Genomic DNA, 16744 nt, shown 5'->3' with positions numbered 1-16744 from the left:
ATTTACGGGGCACTCGCTATTCAACACTAAAGCACTCTAACACGAGTTCTATAATTTTCGAAATTACGAAAGCCATAAGCTTTTCTTTGTATTAATTTTATTTTTTTATGAAAACCTACGGTGATATCATTAGACTTTTTAAAACGCCACATTCTGCCAATTTTTCTCGCCCGGGGTAATAGCTGGTGTTTCATGGTAGTATTTTATAGCTAGCGTAGCCTGGATGTAGGCGCAGCCGTAATCCAGGATATTGGGCTTTGAGCATCCCGGATTTCGTTTCACTTCATCCGGGCTACGCTTGCTGGATGACGCATTCGTAGTGACATATGCCACCGGTCTTCTTCATTAACATAAAAAAAAAATCGGTTACATCTGATAAACTTGGAGTTGATTATCAGCAATTATTTGGTCTTCAAGTTGCGATTTGAGATCAATAAAATCTTGAGTTCTTACTTTACATAATGCGGTTATGGCAGCTAAATCACAACGCCCCCCCTCCAGGTCCCGCAGCCCTTTTACGGCCGCAGCGGCCGCTCCGATCCAACCTTTATATATTCCAAAATCGACAGCCAACTTTGAATCAACACTAAACCAGTTTTCAGCCTTGTCAGTAGCCCCATTAAAAAATTGTTTTGATGAATTTGGCTGTGAATTAAACTGAGGTACCGGAAAAAAAAGCTCATCAGAACAGTACTCATCAACAACATGCATAGGCAGCAATTTTTGTGCCCCACCAACCTCTTCTCGCCACTGCTTATCAATGGCCTCCCAATTTTTAGCTCCTAGCGCGGTTAGGGAATCTACTTGCGTTTGTAGCGCTTTGATGATGGTATTATTGAAATCAAAATGCTGTTCAGTGACTGTTTTCCCATTAAGCTTATAAGTGACACCACAGGTGTTCACTTTGTTGTAAAGAGCCATCAATTTTGCGAATACCTTTCTGCCTTCTTCATTTTCAGGGATGCACTTAAGCATCATTGCCCACATATGTTTGTCAAGTGCCCACAGTGCGTATTCAAAACCACTAATAGACTCAAACGTACGACCGGAGCAATCTGTAACAATATCCCTCTTAACCAGTAAATTGATGTCTTTTTCTAACATGACTTTAACCGCCTCATGCTCGCCACGCACGACATGATGGATGAATTTTTGTAACAGTTGACGTTGTTCCAACAAGGGTCTAAAAAAAGTCCTATGTCCCTTTGATATCATAGACAGTCTTATCAAGTCAGGAGTAGGTAAATCGGGTACCGTTTCAACCCCCATTTCTTTCGGTAACTGACCAAGGAATTTAAATTTTTTTTCCATCTTGCTCACCATATTAGTATGGATTGGCTCTATTAAAAAGTCATTATATATGAAGAAATTGAAAAAAAAGAGCTATATGACTTATAATTAATCATAAAAAGAGCGTACTTAGAACTATTCTTATATTAATGCGAAGTAATACTCAACAAAATACATAAAAGTGAGATAAGTAAGATCGTAATAATTAAATAGATCGAAATAAAAATAGCAAAGCAACTTGTGTTTTATGATCAAGTCTCTAAGAGTTAGAGCAACCTATCGAATGTGAATGTAATTTTCTCTAGAATTTAAATGAAAAAAAATTTTTGTCTTATCATTAGCTTCTACGCTATTTAGTTATGTTTTGCTTACCCGATTGAACAAGGGTGCTAATCCTTTTATTGATACTGAGGGATATAAAAAGCACATTGTGCAAAAAAAGCGGGAGTTTTATGCAGAGCTTCGAAAACAAAAACCTGCTATGTCTCTTAAAACTGCAGTGAATATAGAGCAATCTAAAGTCATATCCGCAGTCAAAAGCTGCAAATTATATTCAAAAAAATGAGATAGAAAAATCAATTACTTAATTTAGAGAAAATTCCAATGATATTTTGCACTTATTTAAAAAATAGCTCCTTTAATAATGACCTTAACCTAACCCGTATGTAGGCATGTCCTTGTTAAAATAGCTATTAATTGGATTACAATCCTGTGAATAGGTTGTTTAGTTACGGCATATTGCTTAAAAAATTGCATACTTTTTGAAGGGCTTCTAATCCGTACATATAAAATTGTTTGACTATAATCAAAATATGGCCATTTAATAGTAGATTCCAAATGGGTGCGAAACAAACAGAGGATGTGAGAAAAAATGCTTGTAAAAAATTTTTAAGTTTTTTTCCTTCAGGCTTTGCAGATCCTAAATATATCTCTTGGGAAAGAGGTTATAAATGGAATGTACATCTACTTTGGCAAAAGTTATTAAATAAAAAACAATTTACCCATTTACTAGAAAATAAAAAGTATAAAGAAATTGCAGAAACCGCTTTATCAATAGAAGGTAAAACTCATTTATTATTTTCTTTTGAAAAGATGGCTATACGAGATGCTTTGAAAACCCGCTCAGCGTCAAAACAATTTTCAGAAGGTTTATATAATTTAATATATGGTCATGGGAAGAAAAGTGAACGTTTTAATAATTTTGTAGAAACCCTTGCTTTATTACCCAGAAAGCAAAGTCGGGTTTTAACTTGGCCTTTAGTAACCGTATTTGGTTTTATTGCAGACCCTAAACATTTTATATATTTAAAACCAATGGTAACGAAAGTTGCGGCAGAAAAATATGATTATGATTTTGACTATGTTTCCCGTCCCACGTGGCATACCTATCAAAGTTTAATGAACTTTGCAAAACTATTGAAAAGTGATTTGGAAGCACTAAAACCTCGCGATTACATCGATATACAATCCTTTATTTGGACTTTAGGCTCAGAAGAATATGCATAATAAAGTGGTCTATACTTTAAGAATAATGATCTTTTTCTAAGAAAAAATAGAAAAAGATGTGGAATAATAGAAAGCAGACCAGGGAAGATAAGCTAATAATAAAATAAAGAACTTAATTCAATATGATATCTAAAAAAAGTTTAGATGCAATCAACAAATTTATTTCCATCTTTGATAAATATTAAATACATCCTTCATAGCTTTTTGAGCAACTCAATTGTAATTAACAAGCATTTATTAAAAGGAATATTTATGAATACCAAGGAGAAAGACAAGAAATTTCTTGCCAGAAATACCGAGGCTTTTGATTCGGAAATTTCGCGAGCGGATGGTAGTGTTATTTATGATGTTAATAATAAAAAATATATTGATTTTACTAGTGGCTGGTGTGTAGGAAATTTCGGTTGGAATGATAAAAAATTAAAAGAAAAAATTAATGAATTTAATGGGCCTGATTATATTTATCCCTCTTATTTATATTCACCTTGGGCAGATTTAGCGGAATTATTAGCGCAAATTACCCCAGGAAATCTTACGAAATCCTTTCAATCAAATTCAACTGAATCTAAGAAATTCGATCAAATTTGCTCTTAAAAGGACTCTACATTAATTAATTCATTAATTAAAATTTAATACTGCACTGTCACCTAAGTGCTTAATAGAGCAGTTTACTAAAATGACCCTAGCAAAAAGGCAAATCGAAGACTTGCTTCTTCACCGAGACACCATTAAATCAACGTGTTACGTAACAGACTTAAAAAACCTTAGCCTGCAGAGTAAAAATTAAATATTCAACCCAATAATTGACATATTTTTTTACAAAATGTATAATTAAGTTACGAATTATAAGGGAGTATAATGAATTATGCGCACGGAATCAGAAGCTGAAGGTAAATATGAAAAATTAGAAAAAGAGTATAATAAACAGCATATAATACCTATGAGAAAAAGCGAGTTCTGGAAACAATTAGACTGTCTGCATTTTGTTTCTAGAAAAAAGGCTGAGAAATTATTAGATAGCCAACCTGTAGGCTCATTTTTAGTAAGGCCCTCTTCTCATAATGCTAGCCCAGGGCGCACAACCTATTTTGTGATCAGTAAGAAAGTACTCGAAAGTCAAGATCCTGAACTCGAAAATCAAGGTCCTAAACGTAAGATAAAAAAATATGATCACCAGTTGATCGTTGATAAAATAGTTCCTAAAGTAGGCCTTAATAAAAAGACACGTTCATATCACGACCTAGCAGTTGCAAAAAACCCACCTACGCAAACAATTCGCGATGATGCAATTTTTGTAGAAAATTTAGGCCGATATATTGATAAAAACTATGATACGAGTAAGGCTTTAATTAATAAAGCATCTTCAGGCTATAAATTTGCAGAAAAATTTAACAACTTACCAAGCTCAAGTGAGCCATCTATAGGCACATTACCATCAACGCAAGTGTCAGACACGCGTCATGAACACTCATTTAAACCCTAAGGTATTAGTTCTTAGAATAATCGCTTGTAATAAATTTATGTGCTCTACATTATAAATTTTTTTCCAATTTGGAAATAAGTGATTTCCAAACTAAGGTCTTCTCCTAAAGTAGCTACTGTTTTAAAATTTAACAATTTTCAAATACCAGGCACTTCATATGTACAGCAGCATTGTAGAAATCGTTGCAGATCAGCGATTAGAAAGCGGGCAAGACTTATTAATTCACCAGCTAAAAGATTATTTAAAAAGTAAATTTGCAATAGCTTTTAGAGTAGATAATGTACCGGCTTTGGATAATCAACTCTGTCTTGTAACTCACATGACAAAGGAAGAAGCGGATGAACTTAAAAATAAAATAGCAGTAACTTTAGGTAATAAAATCGCTTATGACTACTTTGCTGAAAATTCTTGCTTTGCTATCAGCGGTGTCGACTTATCTTTTCTGCAAAAAAAACAAGCGGAAGAAAGCAATCAGTCTTTTACTAAAGAATTAGTAGATGAATTTAAAAAAATGACTATAGAAAAAGATAGGACGGATGACGGTATTACAAATAAAGACGATGCCGCACCTATTAATAATGCTCCTAGCATGGCTAAACAAACAATCACCAAGAAAAACTTTTATCAAGAAGAATTTATTTTAGTAATTAAAAAACAATTACAAACGAGTAACAACTTATTGCAAATTAGAGTTGAAAAAAAGCCATTATTAAATCTGGTACTCGAAAATTTTTCTAAAAGCAAACATCTTGCGGAACTGTTTTTATACGAAGCGGTCTGTCGTGGCGAGCGATCTGTTTTTACAACACTGCTTAATTTAAAAGGTGAAGGAGTTGTAGAGAAAAAATCTGAAAAAAGAAGAGATGTTTTTTTTCTAGATGAGGGCTATAGAAAACTGAATACCGAAGTAAAAAGTAAACGTTATTCTTACGCCTTACAAGCTAATTTTGATGTAGTGAAATTCGCTGAATATTTGCGTGAAAAACAAAAAAGTAGCACCGTAGCTACATTTTTAGGTCTACAAGAAGACGTCGAGGATTGTATAGCTGATATTTATGGTAAAGATAGTAGTAGAACGAAAGCCATTTGCCAAAAGCTGCAAACGTTAAATGCTTATACATCTTTTGATCAAACATTTAGTTTCAATTAGGTTTTTAAGGTAGATAGCAAATGATAAGAAATTCTAATACTGAACAAAGCGTAAAAAATACGCCAGTTAGGTTTGACCTATTTTTAGATCTAGGATCCAAAAAAAATGAAATTCCCACTTATTTTAAACAAATGGAAAATAATTTAGGTATTTCAAGCGTGGGTTTATTTAGTTTATCATCAGAGATAGAGAGCGATATTTACAAGCAAACACCTAATGAACAAGTAATTACAAAATATACTCATTATTTAAGCAATTTCTTGAAGTATTTTCAAAACCCTTGTCATAGTGAAGCAACGGGTGGCTTCACTCAAGATATATTTCATGGTGAAGCTGCCTTTCTAGCTTTAAATGCTTACGGAAGATTGCGGTATATTATTGAGCAACTGAAAACCGGAACACCATTGAAAGAGATTGTAGAGCCTTTTACTGTCACTTATAATGATGATGATGATGATGATAAATCCTGCTTTCAAGATAGTTATTTAAATCGAGAACTTTATCTCTCGACCCTTAAAAAGGTTGCTCGCTATTATGTTGAGGATGACTTATTGGAGATATTACATCAGTCAATAACCAATAAAAAGTTTGGTGCTTATAATCTTTATTACTGGCACGATGTTCTCTATAAACTTACGGGCGACCTTTCAGTTTTAAAAAAATTTGTTCAATTTAATCTTTCAAAAGCAGTCACTACAAATGATTTATGGAACGTAATTTATAGTTTATCTGGGAAAATAGGATATTCCAGTGCGTCTAAATATAATTTATATATTTTGGAATTAATGGATTTATTTTTAGATAAAGATAGTTCAACTTTTAATCTTTTACAAAAAGGCAAATACTTAGATTGGGTTATTAACCATATACTAGAACCTTACCAATTTTTCGCAGAAGTACAATGCTTTACAACTATATGCTCCAAATTCCCGCATATCTATCCTGCTTTGATTTCAGAGTACAGAGAAATTAGTACTAATCCCCGTCATAAACCTTATTATTTATCAATAGTAGTTTTTACAGAAGAAAATGGGGATCTCTTTTTTAGTAAAGATGGCTTTTGGGAGCTTTTGAATACAGAAGGAAGCCTTTCAAACTATTTTTTTTTCGGAAATGCAGACAAAATAGGTCCTTTTATTTTGAAATATCCGCATGTGGTTCCTCAGGTCTGCATGAAAACTTACTTTAGTGATGTAATTGATTTTTTAAGAAAGAGTGTACCCTCGTTGTTAGATCCTAATCAAATGGCTTTATTTGAAAATGATAATTTCCGGCTATTACTTGCCTTAGGGTATTTTAATCAACTTCCGATTGATCAAAAATTTACTCCTATCTTTAAAAGATATCATGATGTTGCAAGTCATTTAATGTATGAAGCAGCTGCAGTGGGTGATATACCACGCTTTAAAGGATTGCAAAAACTCAGAGCAGATACCACTGTACAAACGGATAAACACTCAGCCTCGTCAACACCTGCGGTAGATGGCCCAGGATTATTTTCTAAAACTAAAACAGTTCATAAACAGGAAGTGACGCAATACAGTGAAACTGTAGAATTTAAACTCACGGACTTTGTAAAATATTTAAATGCTAAATATCAAGTAACAAAAGAAGAGGAGCGTGCTTCTTTATTTTTTATTCAGCATGTTGATCAATTTGTTGAAAATTTAACGGAAAGTGGCGTTTTAACTGATAAAAATAGAAATAAATTTTTAGATGCATTAGCGACTACTTTTCATGTAGATGTTGCAAGCTTGAAAAAAACGTCTGCAAATATTTCTGATGAAGAAAAAGAAGCACTACAGCAACGTGTAAAAACACTTGAACTCGAAAATGAGGCACTTAAAAAAAGGATGGTGGTTGTGGAGAATTTTTTATCAATCCTCCAACAAAATTCTGCATTTCAAACCATGATGGAATCAGTACATACTGAGCCCCAAACTGATATGAAAATCGTTAGCCCAAAATAAATGCTATAATTCATTCTATCTTGGGTAGTCTTACTTCTGTAACACGTAGGTACCTGGGGCTTTAGGTAATCTTTTATTAATAATCGGCGGAGACACACGCTTTTTAGTGCTATGTTGCACAAGCCAATCATGCCAAGCAATCCACCAAGAGCCCTCATATTTTTCTGATGTTTTTAGCCACTTATTGGGGCCTAAATAAGGCATATTTTTTTTATGCTCCTTCATAAAATAAAAACGCTCCTTATGACCCGGCTCACTGACAATTCCTGCATTATGGCCACCATTCGTTAATACAAAAGTAATATCTGTATAAGTCATCAAATGAATTTTATAGACAGACTTCCATGGAGCAACATGGTCTTTCTCAGTACTTACTGCAAAAATCGGCACATGTATATTTTTAGGGGCTACTACTTCGCCTTCTACTTTAAAATGTCCCTCAGCAAAATCATTATTTAAAAATAATTTTTCAAGATATTCAGTATGCATTTTAAAGGGCATGCGGGTAGCGTCAGCATTCCAAGCCAGTAAGTCAATCATTCCTCGTTGCTTACCACTCATGTAATCATCAACCATTTTGGACCAGATAAGTTCATAGGAGCGAAGCATTTGAAAAGACCCTGCCATTTGTTTAGTGTCTAAATACCCCCTCTCCCACATCATGTTCTCAAGGAATGAGACCTCACTTTCAGAGATAAACAGCATAAGCTCACCTGCTTTAGTGAAATCACCTTGTGCTGCAAGAAGAGATAGGCTTTTAATACGCATATCATTATTCCTTGCCATTGCAGCCGCCGTAATCATCGCTAGTGTTCCGCCTAAGCAATATCCCATCAAGTGAATTCTAGTTTTAGGCACAATATTACATACAGCATCAATTGCTGCCATAGCCCCTAGACGATAATAATCATCCATGCCTAGATTTTTGTCTTTTTCATCAGGATTTCGCCATGAAATAATAAAGACGGTATGCCCTTCTGCGACCAACCATTTGACCAATGAATTATGGGGTGATAAATCCAAGATATAATATTTCATTATCCACGCCGGTAAAATTAACACTGGTTCTTTAAAAACAGTTTTTGTTTGTGGTTCATATTGAATTAATTCAATTAAATGATTGGTAAATACAATTTTTCCAGGTGTAACTGCAACATTTTTGCCCGGTATAAAATTCTCTGCCCCTGGCGGTGGCATACCAGCAACTCGAGTAAGCATATGCTCAAAGGCAAGTTCCATACCCTGAATCAAATTCAATCCACCTGATTGTATTGTTTCATTAAACAAATAAGGATTAGACCAGATAAAATTGGAAGGAGACAATGCATCAAGTATTTGGCGCACGCAGAAAGAGATAGTGCGCTCTACTTGGTTAGATATACCAGGAATATCAGTTGTAGCGTATCGCCACCAATTTTCAACTTGCAGGAAAACCTCTGCATACACATGCCAAGGCAAGGCTTGCCAATTCTCTTTACAAAAACGAACATCAGCTTCGTTACCAAGCTGCTCACTACATCGTTTGTAGTGAATACTTTCATTATTATGCATTAGCGGGTAAAGAATAAGAGCTAATAAATGACCTGGTGATTGAGCTAATTGTAAAATCCAGGCACAATAAGCACTTCCTAGAGAAGCAGGGCTTATCCCTAAGCTTATTTTGGCAAGATTTGCTTGAAATAGCTTATTAATAACATTAAAACAATTATTTAGTTCATTAACAGGTATTCCATAATTAGGTTTATCGGTATTGCCTAGTAAGTAATCTTCACCAGGTATCAAGCTTGAGAAATCTGAAACTTCCTTTTTTTCTGACCTATTCATGCTATATTTCCCTAGAGCTAAATCCAAAGTTAATTAATATTAATTTATAGTTAATAAACTAGGGTAAAACCAGTATTATGCTAATTTTAATATGGTAACTAAAAGCCCTCTTAAATAAGGACTGTTTACAAGATTTACCATTTATCTCACCTAAATTATAAATAATTAACTATTTTGCAAAAGTGCAAGCCTTGGGACTTAAGTTGTTTAATATAACTAAACATATTGCCAGTACTACTTAGAACCTATTTATGTCTTAACTAATAACTATCTACGCATTTATTAATTAATTTATTACCGCTTTTTAAAATATAACCAAGATAAAAACTTAGGATTTTACTAAAAAAACTTAACATTGGTATATAATTAGTACTAATTGTACTAATTAATAACTATAAGTACTCTAGAGTCTTGTTAATTTAAGTTTTTATAGTGAGTTAAAGTTATGGGATTTTCACCTTTAAATAATAATGACTTAATGTCCGTTAATACACTAACCTCTTCTCCTTATGATCAATTTATCTACAATTGGCTGCAAGACACCATAAAAGATAGTGATCTTGAATCGCAGCATGGTCTACAAAATGTTCAACAAGTAATCTCTTTTTTAAAATCACCTGATGGCGAAAAAACTAGAAATCTAATACTAACTGAGGTAAATAAAATTATTGAACAAAAAGACAACCTCGTTAAGCAGATCACTGCAGAACAGATAGCTCAACTACAATTATTAGCCTATATGCTTAAGAGGCTTGCTGAGAGTGATGAGCAATTTAGAAGGTTTTTAGAATCAATTCAAACGCAAATCGATAAAACTTTAAGTGAAAATAAAAAACCTGCAAAAGTTATTGGCACTACTGAAAACGTCTTAGCTAAATTAGAAGACTTAAAAGTCCTTGAAAAAGAAATATCTATATTAATCAATAAATTATCTACGCATCAAAATCAATTAGCTCAATTAACTCAACAATTAACAACCTTACGAATAAATAATCAGGCCGTTCAACAGCAATTTCAAACCACTAATACAACAATGAATAATTTGGTTAATGCTGCGCAAACGCTCAATATATCGCATGCTCCTAGTCGAACTAATTTCTTAAACATGGTCAATAGCACGACAACACAATTAAATACTATGCGTTCTACAATGAGCACTGTAAATGAGAGCTTAAATGAAGAAGATACTCTTGATTTCAGTTATTTTGATAAAATGGATTCAGAGTTAAGTAAAGCAAAATCTATAGTATTAAATTATGAAGATAAAAAAAATAATAATGACACTACTGAAGAAGTTGATAAAGCTACAGAAGATGAAATAAAAGAAACGATGCAAAATACATCACAACTTTACCTATTGTTAAACCAACTTTACAATCTTAAATTTAATACCGCAGAACAGAAAATAGTAGATAAAGCTGCTCAGGAAAAAGCATTAATTCAACAAATTAGACGAACCTTAGCACCAAAGCTTAAACAAGCGCAGCAGAAATTAAAAGAACTTGAGGCTGAGAAGTCAACTAATACAAGTAGCGTACATATTAAACAAGACTTACAAGATTTAAAACAACAATATAATCTACTTAAGGAATTTGAAGAACTGCAAAACGACGATGAGGCAGAAAATTTATCATCTAAGCGAAGGTGAGGCTAAAAATGTATTATCTACTTCCTATGGAGGGAAAAACGGATAGTAATATAAGAATTGTCACAATTAAACTCTAAGATGCTAAATTAATAAGAAGTGATAACGACTTTAGCTATAATTAAGCAATGACTTCTTTAACTGCTGTATCATCGTTTTCTAACGCAGCGAATTCAAGTCCTGAGATTTCTTGTAAAGATTTACCAGCTATACCTTGCAAATCACCGTACATTCCAACCGTTGCTTGCATAACACGTTCAATCTGCTCATGGCGTTTTGCCCACTGTTTAAGGATAACTTTACGCTCCTTTTCTAAATCAGATTGCATAGTAGAAAAAGCTTCGACAATAGCTTCAATACGTTGTCTGAAACGTGGGCCCGTTAAGTATTGATAAACAAGCTCTGTTTTGGTTTGTTGCCCCTCTGATGCCTTACGTACCATAGCAATTTCTAATAATGTTTGTCTTAAAACCATCGCTACTGGAAATGCAGCTCGTGGGTGGGTTACCCAAACACCTTCTATCTGCTCAAACGTTTCAACATGTATTGGTAATGCCTGACTAACTATCACACAAATTTCTGCCTTAGCAACGCGTTGATCATCACGTAATTTTGTAAGCCAATGCTCATTCCAATGCTTAGTTCGCTTTGATTCCCATAAAATTGTGCCACAATGTTGTCCACTTAAAGCAAAAACACGCTGGAGAATATCACCACCAAATTCACCTTTAGCTACAGGTTCAATAACATCAGTTGGAAATTTAGTTTGTAGCATATTTTCTAGCATTAATTCTTGTACTTCGCCTTGCAATTGCTGTGAACCTTGTTCAGCTTTTCGTTTTAATTGTTCAATTTGCTTTTGCATTGCAAAAATGGTCTCTTCTTTTTCTTGTACCTTAAGTTGAAGGGCATCTTCTGCTTCACGTTGGGCTTTTACTTTAATTTCAGCTAAGCCTTCTTGAATACTTTTTTCAATTGTTAAATCCATTTCACGTTTAGCGTCTTCAAGTTCACGTTGTTGTTTTAACAATTGGGCTTGAACTTGTTGAGCTTTTGCTAATTTCTCTTCACGTAATGCTAAAATAGTCTGCAACTCAATTAGTTCTTGCGATTTAGCTTCTAATTCATTTCCTAGTACCAGTTTTGCTTTCCTTGCTTCTTCATTAGCTATAGAGATACGTTCTTTTTGCAGTTGCTCTTGAACTTGCGCTTCAATTTGGTGAGTGAGATTTTTCTGGGCTTCTTTTAATTGTGCTTCTTTTTTTCTATAAAATTCTTCTTTTGTCGCAATTTCTAAATCTTTTTGCGCAAGTTCTAATTGATATTGTTCTTTTATAGATTCAACCAAAGGCGCTGCCAAAGACTCGGTTAATTTGACTTCATTCTTGCAACTTGGGCAATTAATTATTGGCTCAGCCATAGGTAATTAATAATGTTTAAGATGCGCTTATACTAACTTAATTTTTTTTAGACTTTAAGATCGCTTGCATAAAATTAATTATTTTCAATTGCTTATTTTAATTAAATAGGAATTTAGTTTAACAAAATGAGCGGATTACAAACTTTTAACTAAGGTATGGGAATGTTTCATGATTTTTATTGGCAATAAATTCAACTTGCTCTAAGCTTACATCGCCAATGCCTGCAATATTTAATTTGATCTCGCCTAATTTTTGACCTAAATTTACACCATTGACATTGGCTATAATTAAAGTTTTTAAAGAAATTTTTCTGCTTTCAATAAACCCAAAAACATCTATTAAGTATTTACCAGCCGAAATCCGCAAGCTTTGTTGATCGAGTAAATCCCATTCAAATTCTAAAAAACCTGCTGGCTGCTCACCTAATAAAAGTTTACGTATTAATCTGCCTGTACAATCATAAATATAGGCAATGATCTTATTTACTTTTGTGATAATTTCAACAAGTATATGACAAGAAGACTCTTTATCAATTAGTAAATAATTGGCGGCAACAATAACTTTACGTCCGACAAGGGTTGAGGCCTGTAAAATTTGATTGGATTGAAAAGTAGAAGTTAGTCGCTTATTAAAATCGGGGACAACATAATTAAAATGATACCAGGTAAATAAACCCCATGTTTTATCTATATTCGGTCTAAAGGAATTTTCTTCAGCAAAAGAATCTTGTGTCTCTAATTGATTTAAATTGTCATACTTATGAGAATAACCATCTAAATCAAACACAATGTGCTCTCCAATGGTTTATTTAATTAATTTAGATGCAATAGCTATGCCATATACATTATAATTTTTTACCTCTAAGTAATTACAATAATAGCTATTAGAGTCTTTAATATCGGTTAAGCTTTCTAATTTTTTTAGGTGAAATATAGTATTATTAGGCAAATTTCCTGTTGAGATGGCCTGTGAGTAACCTACTTTTACCAAATAATGCAATTCAATTAATTAAAGATTATTTACTTAATCTGCAACAAAGTATCTGTAATACGCTAACTGCAATTGATGGTACGAAATTCCAAGAAGATATTTGGACACGAAGCCTAGGTGGTGGCGGCATTACTCGTGTCTTAGAAAAAGGTAATGTATTTGCTAAAGCTGGCGTTAATTTCTCCCACGTTTCAGGTGCACAACTGCCCCCCTCGGCAAGCGCGCTACGCCCAGAGCTTGCTGGTCGCTCTTTTAACGCTTTAGGCATCTCGATAGTAGTTCACCCAGAAAATCCCTATGTCCCTACTACTCATGCTAATGTTCGTTTTCTTACAGCAGAAAAAAGTGGTTCATTACCTATCTGGTGGTTTGGTGGGGGATTTGACTTAACTCCTTATTACGGCTTTGTCGAAGACTGTAAACATTGGCATTCTATGGCCTATCAAGCTTGTTTACCTTTTGGCGAAGAACTATATCCTCGTTTTAAAAAATGGTGTGATGAATATTTCTTTTTAAAACATCGTCAAGAAGCAAGAGGAATAGGCGGTTTATTCTTTGACGATTTTAATGAGATTAACTTTGAGCATAGTTTCGCTTTCATGCAAAGCGTGGGCAATCATTTTATTAAAGCGTACTTACCCATTGTGCAACAACGCAAAGATTATTCGTATAGCGAGAGAGAAAAAAGTTTTCAATTATATCGTCGTGGACGTTATGTTGAATTTAATTTAATCTTCGATCGAGGAACTTTATTTGGCTTGCAATCGGGAGGAAGAACGGAATCAATCCTGATGTCTTTACCACCGCAAGTAAATTGGCTTTATAATTGGCTACCTGAAAAAGGCAGCCCAGAGGAAAAACTTTATACTGATTTTTTACCTGCTAAGGACTGGCTAAGTGACTAATCTTATAAAGGCGATTGATTATTATTGTCACAAAAATATTAGTTAGTGCAATGAATAGAAAAACATCTTTTATTAAAAGATTAAATTTAAGCATAACTATAACTATAAGACTCCCTAATACCATGGCTAAAGCATTATAAATATTATTAGCCGCAATGGTTTGGGCTCGATGACTTTCTTTACTTATAGCTTGTAGATAGGTATATAAAGGCACAACGAATAAACCGCCACAAAATGAAAAAAGGAAAAAATCAATCGTAATTCGCCAATGCTGCCAAATCGATAAAAATTGGCTCAAATTAATAAGTTGAGAATCATTTTTTACAGCTGAAGGTGAAGCCCAATATAAATCTAGAGCAAACAAAGTTAATAAAAACATTGCAGCTGGGACATAACGAAGCGTAATTTTCCCAGCTAAAATTTTTATAATAGCTAATGAGCCTATGGCAATACCAATTGAAAATATAGCTAAGAACATAGCAAAGACGGTCGTGTTAGCCCCTAAAGTAAAATGGCTATAATCCGGTAATTTAATAAGGACCACAGCACCTATTAACCAAAACCAAGAGATTAACAACACGACCGGATAAGCTTGCTTATTAACAGATACTTTTTTAATCATTTCGAGGGTAGAGCACCAAATATTTAAATTTACTTTAGTTAAATTTAATTGTGCAGGAGGAGCAGGTAAAATAAATAAACTAGCTATAAGTCCACAAATGGAAGAAAAGTTAATTAAAAAAATGGCATAAATAACATGATCTTTATTGCCAATCGATAACGTTCCTAAAATAGTACCTGCAAGAATTGCCACGAAGGTACTTGCCTCAATATAACCTGTAGCAGTTAACAATTGTGATCGAGGTAGATGATCAAGTAATATTGCATATTTGATAGGGCCAAAAAAAGTTGAATGAACACCTAAACCAGTTAAAGTCAATAGCATAAAAAAAATACTACCTTTAAATAGCGCAACACTCCCTACGCACATTAATAAAACTTCACTAATCTTTATTAATCGTATTATAAATCCCTTATCATAAGTGTCAGCAAGCTGCCCTGAGATTGCTGAAAACACAAAAAACGGCAGCATAAATAAAATACTTGCTATCGATTGATACTGCTCTGAATTCGTTTGTGAGGTACTTAAATAATAACTAATTAATGTTAGCATTGCTAATTTAAACGCATTATCATTAAAAGCGCCAAAAAACTGTGTAAGAAATATAGGTAAAAAAGATCTACTTCTTAATAAATGCATTGTCTTAATATTATATAATTTTTAATTTACTACACGCTAAAGTAACCAAATATCAATCAGTTTACTCTGCTGAATTTACTTGCAATGCTCTTTTACTTAAAGAGACAATTATTTTTTCAATACTATGAACATGAGGCTCTGCTTGATTAACAATTGCCTCTGTTCGCTGCATACAATACTCCTTTACTTCTTTATCGGGTAGAATGTAAAAAGTCTTTTTTTCTACCTCATCAAGAATATATCCAGCAACATCTTCTGCAGGCCTACTGCGCTCTATTAAATCCTTTATCATGTCATGAAGTTTATTATTATTTAATGGCATTGAATTAGCTAATAATTGGGTATTTGTAAAAGAAGGACAAACTACAGATACCTCTACAGGCTTATTTAAACGCTTTAAATCAAAGTATAAAGACTCAGAAAGTGCAACTAAAGCATGCTTAGACATCGCATAAGCTGACATTTGCGAGCCACTACATAAGCCATAAAAACTAGCCATGTTAATAATATGAGAAGAATGAGGCTGATTAAACAGAATTGGTAGGAAAGCTTGTAATGCATAAATGGCACCAAAAAGATTAACGTCCATTACTTTGCGAATATGTTCCGAAGTTAATTCCCATATAGGTTCAAAATGGCCACAAATTCCTGCATTATTAAATAACCAGTCAATTCGATTGAATCGCTCAACTGCCTGCTTAGCTAGATGCTTAAGTTGTTCAGGTTTAGTAACATCGCAGGCTACTCCAAATACCTCTGCTTCTGTTTGGCCACTTAACTGTTCTACGCGATCACATAAAGTTGATACCGCATTATCTGCCATTACCACATTAATGCCACGCTGTAGACAATGTTGAGTTAGCGCAAGGCCAATACCATTTGCAGCGCCAGTAATCACAGCTACCGGTTTAACAGTTTTCATCGTTGCTGCTCCTACTGGTGAAGTTAAATATGACATGATTTAAGTTTTAACCATTTATAAATAACTTTATTTAGTTGATAGTATTATCAAAGATATCTGTAATAAAGCCAAGTAATTTAGAGGAATTAGGCCTATTCCCTAGAAATAGAAAACTAAAATAGAATTCTTTCCAAACTGTCATTGTTATCCACCAAAATTGAAAATAGAGATGCTAGTAGCCTACTTAAAGGCATTAAGTATCTTACCATTTTCCCAATTGATTTATTATACCATTAACAGTTTGGGAAAAACTCTATTAATTATTGCCTTAATTTAATTTTTTTTAGCAAATAGACATAAATTCATGCTTATTGTTAAAATAACATTTGCATAAACTT

General features: G+C 33.6%; 13 protein-coding genes and 1 pseudogene. 7 read left to right on the top strand and 7 right to left on the bottom strand.

The features are described 5' to 3' along the window. Positions 1-26: 26 nt before the first annotated feature. Positions 27-164: pseudogene (locus tag ACNVED_RS06775) on the bottom strand (transposase); the annotation flags it as partial. Positions 165-366: 202 nt separating this feature from the next. Next, positions 367-1311 carry an F-box protein gene (locus ACNVED_RS06770; protein ID WP_419420993.1) on the bottom strand — a complete coding sequence of 315 codons (945 nt, stop codon included), beginning with the start codon at positions 1309-1311 and terminating at the stop codon, positions 367-369. Positions 1312-2127: 816 nt separating this feature from the next. On the opposite strand from ACNVED_RS06770, the gene ACNVED_RS06765 reads away from it, so the two are divergent. From ACNVED_RS06765 to ACNVED_RS06745, 5 genes are all read left to right on the top strand, one after another. Further along, entirely contained in the window at positions 2128-2796 is a 669-nt protein-coding gene (locus ACNVED_RS06765; RefSeq protein ID WP_419420992.1) for a hypothetical protein, read from the top strand. Positions 2797-3048: 252 nt separating this feature from the next. After that, complete coding sequence (locus ACNVED_RS06760; protein WP_419420991.1) at positions 3049-3390, top strand: aminotransferase class III-fold pyridoxal phosphate-dependent enzyme; 342 nt, start codon at positions 3049-3051, stop codon at positions 3388-3390. Between the two features lie 271 nt (positions 3391-3661). Beyond that, on the top strand, positions 3662-4279 hold the full coding sequence (locus tag ACNVED_RS06755) for an SH2 domain-containing protein (protein WP_419420990.1): 618 nt from the start codon (positions 3662-3664) through the stop codon (positions 4277-4279). A 157-nt stretch (positions 4280-4436) separates the two neighbouring features. Further along, on the top strand, positions 4437-5429 hold the full coding sequence (locus ACNVED_RS06750) for a hypothetical protein (protein ID WP_419420989.1): 993 nt from the start codon (positions 4437-4439) through the stop codon (positions 5427-5429). A gap of 20 nt (positions 5430-5449) precedes the next feature. Next, positions 5450-7399 carry a hypothetical protein gene (locus ACNVED_RS06745; protein WP_419420988.1) on the top strand — a complete coding sequence of 650 codons (1950 nt, stop codon included), beginning with the start codon at positions 5450-5452 and terminating at the stop codon, positions 7397-7399. 30 nt (positions 7400-7429) lie between these two features. Here the strand turns inward: ACNVED_RS06745 and ACNVED_RS06740 are convergent, their stop codons facing one another. Then, a complete protein-coding gene (locus ACNVED_RS06740) occupies positions 7430-9223 on the bottom strand; it encodes a PHA/PHB synthase family protein (protein ID WP_419420987.1) in 1794 nt (597 codons plus the stop codon). 445 nt (positions 9224-9668) lie between these two features. On the opposite strand from ACNVED_RS06740, the gene ACNVED_RS06735 reads away from it, so the two are divergent. Further along, positions 9669-10871: a hypothetical protein gene (locus tag ACNVED_RS06735; RefSeq protein WP_419420986.1), complete on the top strand. Its 1203-nt coding sequence runs from the start codon at positions 9669-9671 to the stop codon at positions 10869-10871. A 118-nt stretch (positions 10872-10989) separates the two neighbouring features. On the opposite strand, the gene ACNVED_RS06730 is transcribed toward ACNVED_RS06735, so the two are convergent. Continuing rightward, complete coding sequence (locus ACNVED_RS06730) at positions 10990-12288, bottom strand: DUF2130 domain-containing protein (RefSeq protein WP_419420985.1); 1299 nt, start codon at positions 12286-12288, stop codon at positions 10990-10992. Positions 12289-12433: 145 nt separating this feature from the next. Further along, positions 12434-13075, bottom strand: coding sequence for an FLgD tudor-like domain-containing protein (locus ACNVED_RS06725; protein WP_419420984.1), 642 nt, complete (start codon positions 13073-13075; stop codon positions 12434-12436). A 182-nt stretch (positions 13076-13257) separates the two neighbouring features. Between ACNVED_RS06725 and hemF the strand changes: the two genes are divergently transcribed. Beyond that, positions 13258-14184, top strand: a complete 927-nt coding sequence (hemF, locus tag ACNVED_RS06720) for an oxygen-dependent coproporphyrinogen oxidase (RefSeq protein WP_419420983.1) — start codon at positions 13258-13260, stop codon at positions 14182-14184. On the opposite strand, the gene ACNVED_RS06715 is transcribed toward hemF, so the two are convergent. Together ACNVED_RS06715 and ACNVED_RS06710 are read right to left on the bottom strand one after the other, a co-directional pair. Further along, positions 14162-15445, bottom strand: coding sequence for an MFS transporter (locus tag ACNVED_RS06715; protein WP_419420982.1), 1284 nt, complete (start codon positions 15443-15445; stop codon positions 14162-14164). The two genes, hemF and ACNVED_RS06715, sit on opposite strands and share 23 nt — an antisense overlap. 61 nt (positions 15446-15506) lie before the next feature. After that, on the bottom strand, positions 15507-16367 hold the full coding sequence (locus ACNVED_RS06710; RefSeq protein WP_419420981.1) for an SDR family NAD(P)-dependent oxidoreductase: 861 nt from the start codon (positions 16365-16367) through the stop codon (positions 15507-15509). Positions 16368-16744 lie beyond the last annotated feature (377 nt).

It is taken from the genome of Legionella sp. D16C41 (genome assembly GCF_048541585.1).
Taxonomy (GTDB): Bacteria; Pseudomonadota; Gammaproteobacteria; order Legionellales; family Legionellaceae; genus Legionella_C.
This window is presented reverse-complemented; position numbering and strand designations above follow the sequence as displayed.

Excerpts from the sequence above, each read along its gene's own strand:
- ACNVED_RS06735 (WP_419420986.1), top strand. The coding sequence starts at position 9,669 with ATGGGATTTTCACCTTTAAATAATAATGACTTAATGTCCGTTAATACA.
- ACNVED_RS06710 (WP_419420981.1), bottom strand. The coding sequence starts at position 16,367 with ATGAAAACTGTTAAACCGGTAGCTGTGATTACTGGCGCTGCAAATGGT.
- ACNVED_RS06760 (WP_419420991.1), top strand. The coding sequence starts at position 3,049 with ATGAATACCAAGGAGAAAGACAAGAAATTTCTTGCCAGAAATACCGAG.
- ACNVED_RS06745 (WP_419420988.1), top strand. The coding sequence starts at position 5,450 with ATGATAAGAAATTCTAATACTGAACAAAGCGTAAAAAATACGCCAGTT.
- ACNVED_RS06770 (WP_419420993.1), bottom strand. The coding sequence starts at position 1,311 with ATGGAAAAAAAATTTAAATTCCTTGGTCAGTTACCGAAAGAAATGGGG.
- ACNVED_RS06750 (WP_419420989.1), top strand. The coding sequence starts at position 4,437 with ATGTACAGCAGCATTGTAGAAATCGTTGCAGATCAGCGATTAGAAAGC.
- ACNVED_RS06755 (WP_419420990.1), top strand. The coding sequence starts at position 3,662 with ATGCGCACGGAATCAGAAGCTGAAGGTAAATATGAAAAATTAGAAAAA.
- ACNVED_RS06730 (WP_419420985.1), bottom strand. The coding sequence starts at position 12,288 with ATGGCTGAGCCAATAATTAATTGCCCAAGTTGCAAGAATGAAGTCAAA.
- ACNVED_RS06740 (WP_419420987.1), bottom strand. The coding sequence starts at position 9,223 with ATGAATAGGTCAGAAAAAAAGGAAGTTTCAGATTTCTCAAGCTTGATA.
- ACNVED_RS06765 (WP_419420992.1), top strand. The coding sequence starts at position 2,128 with ATGGGTGCGAAACAAACAGAGGATGTGAGAAAAAATGCTTGTAAAAAA.
- ACNVED_RS06715 (WP_419420982.1), bottom strand. The coding sequence starts at position 15,445 with ATGCATTTATTAAGAAGTAGATCTTTTTTACCTATATTTCTTACACAG.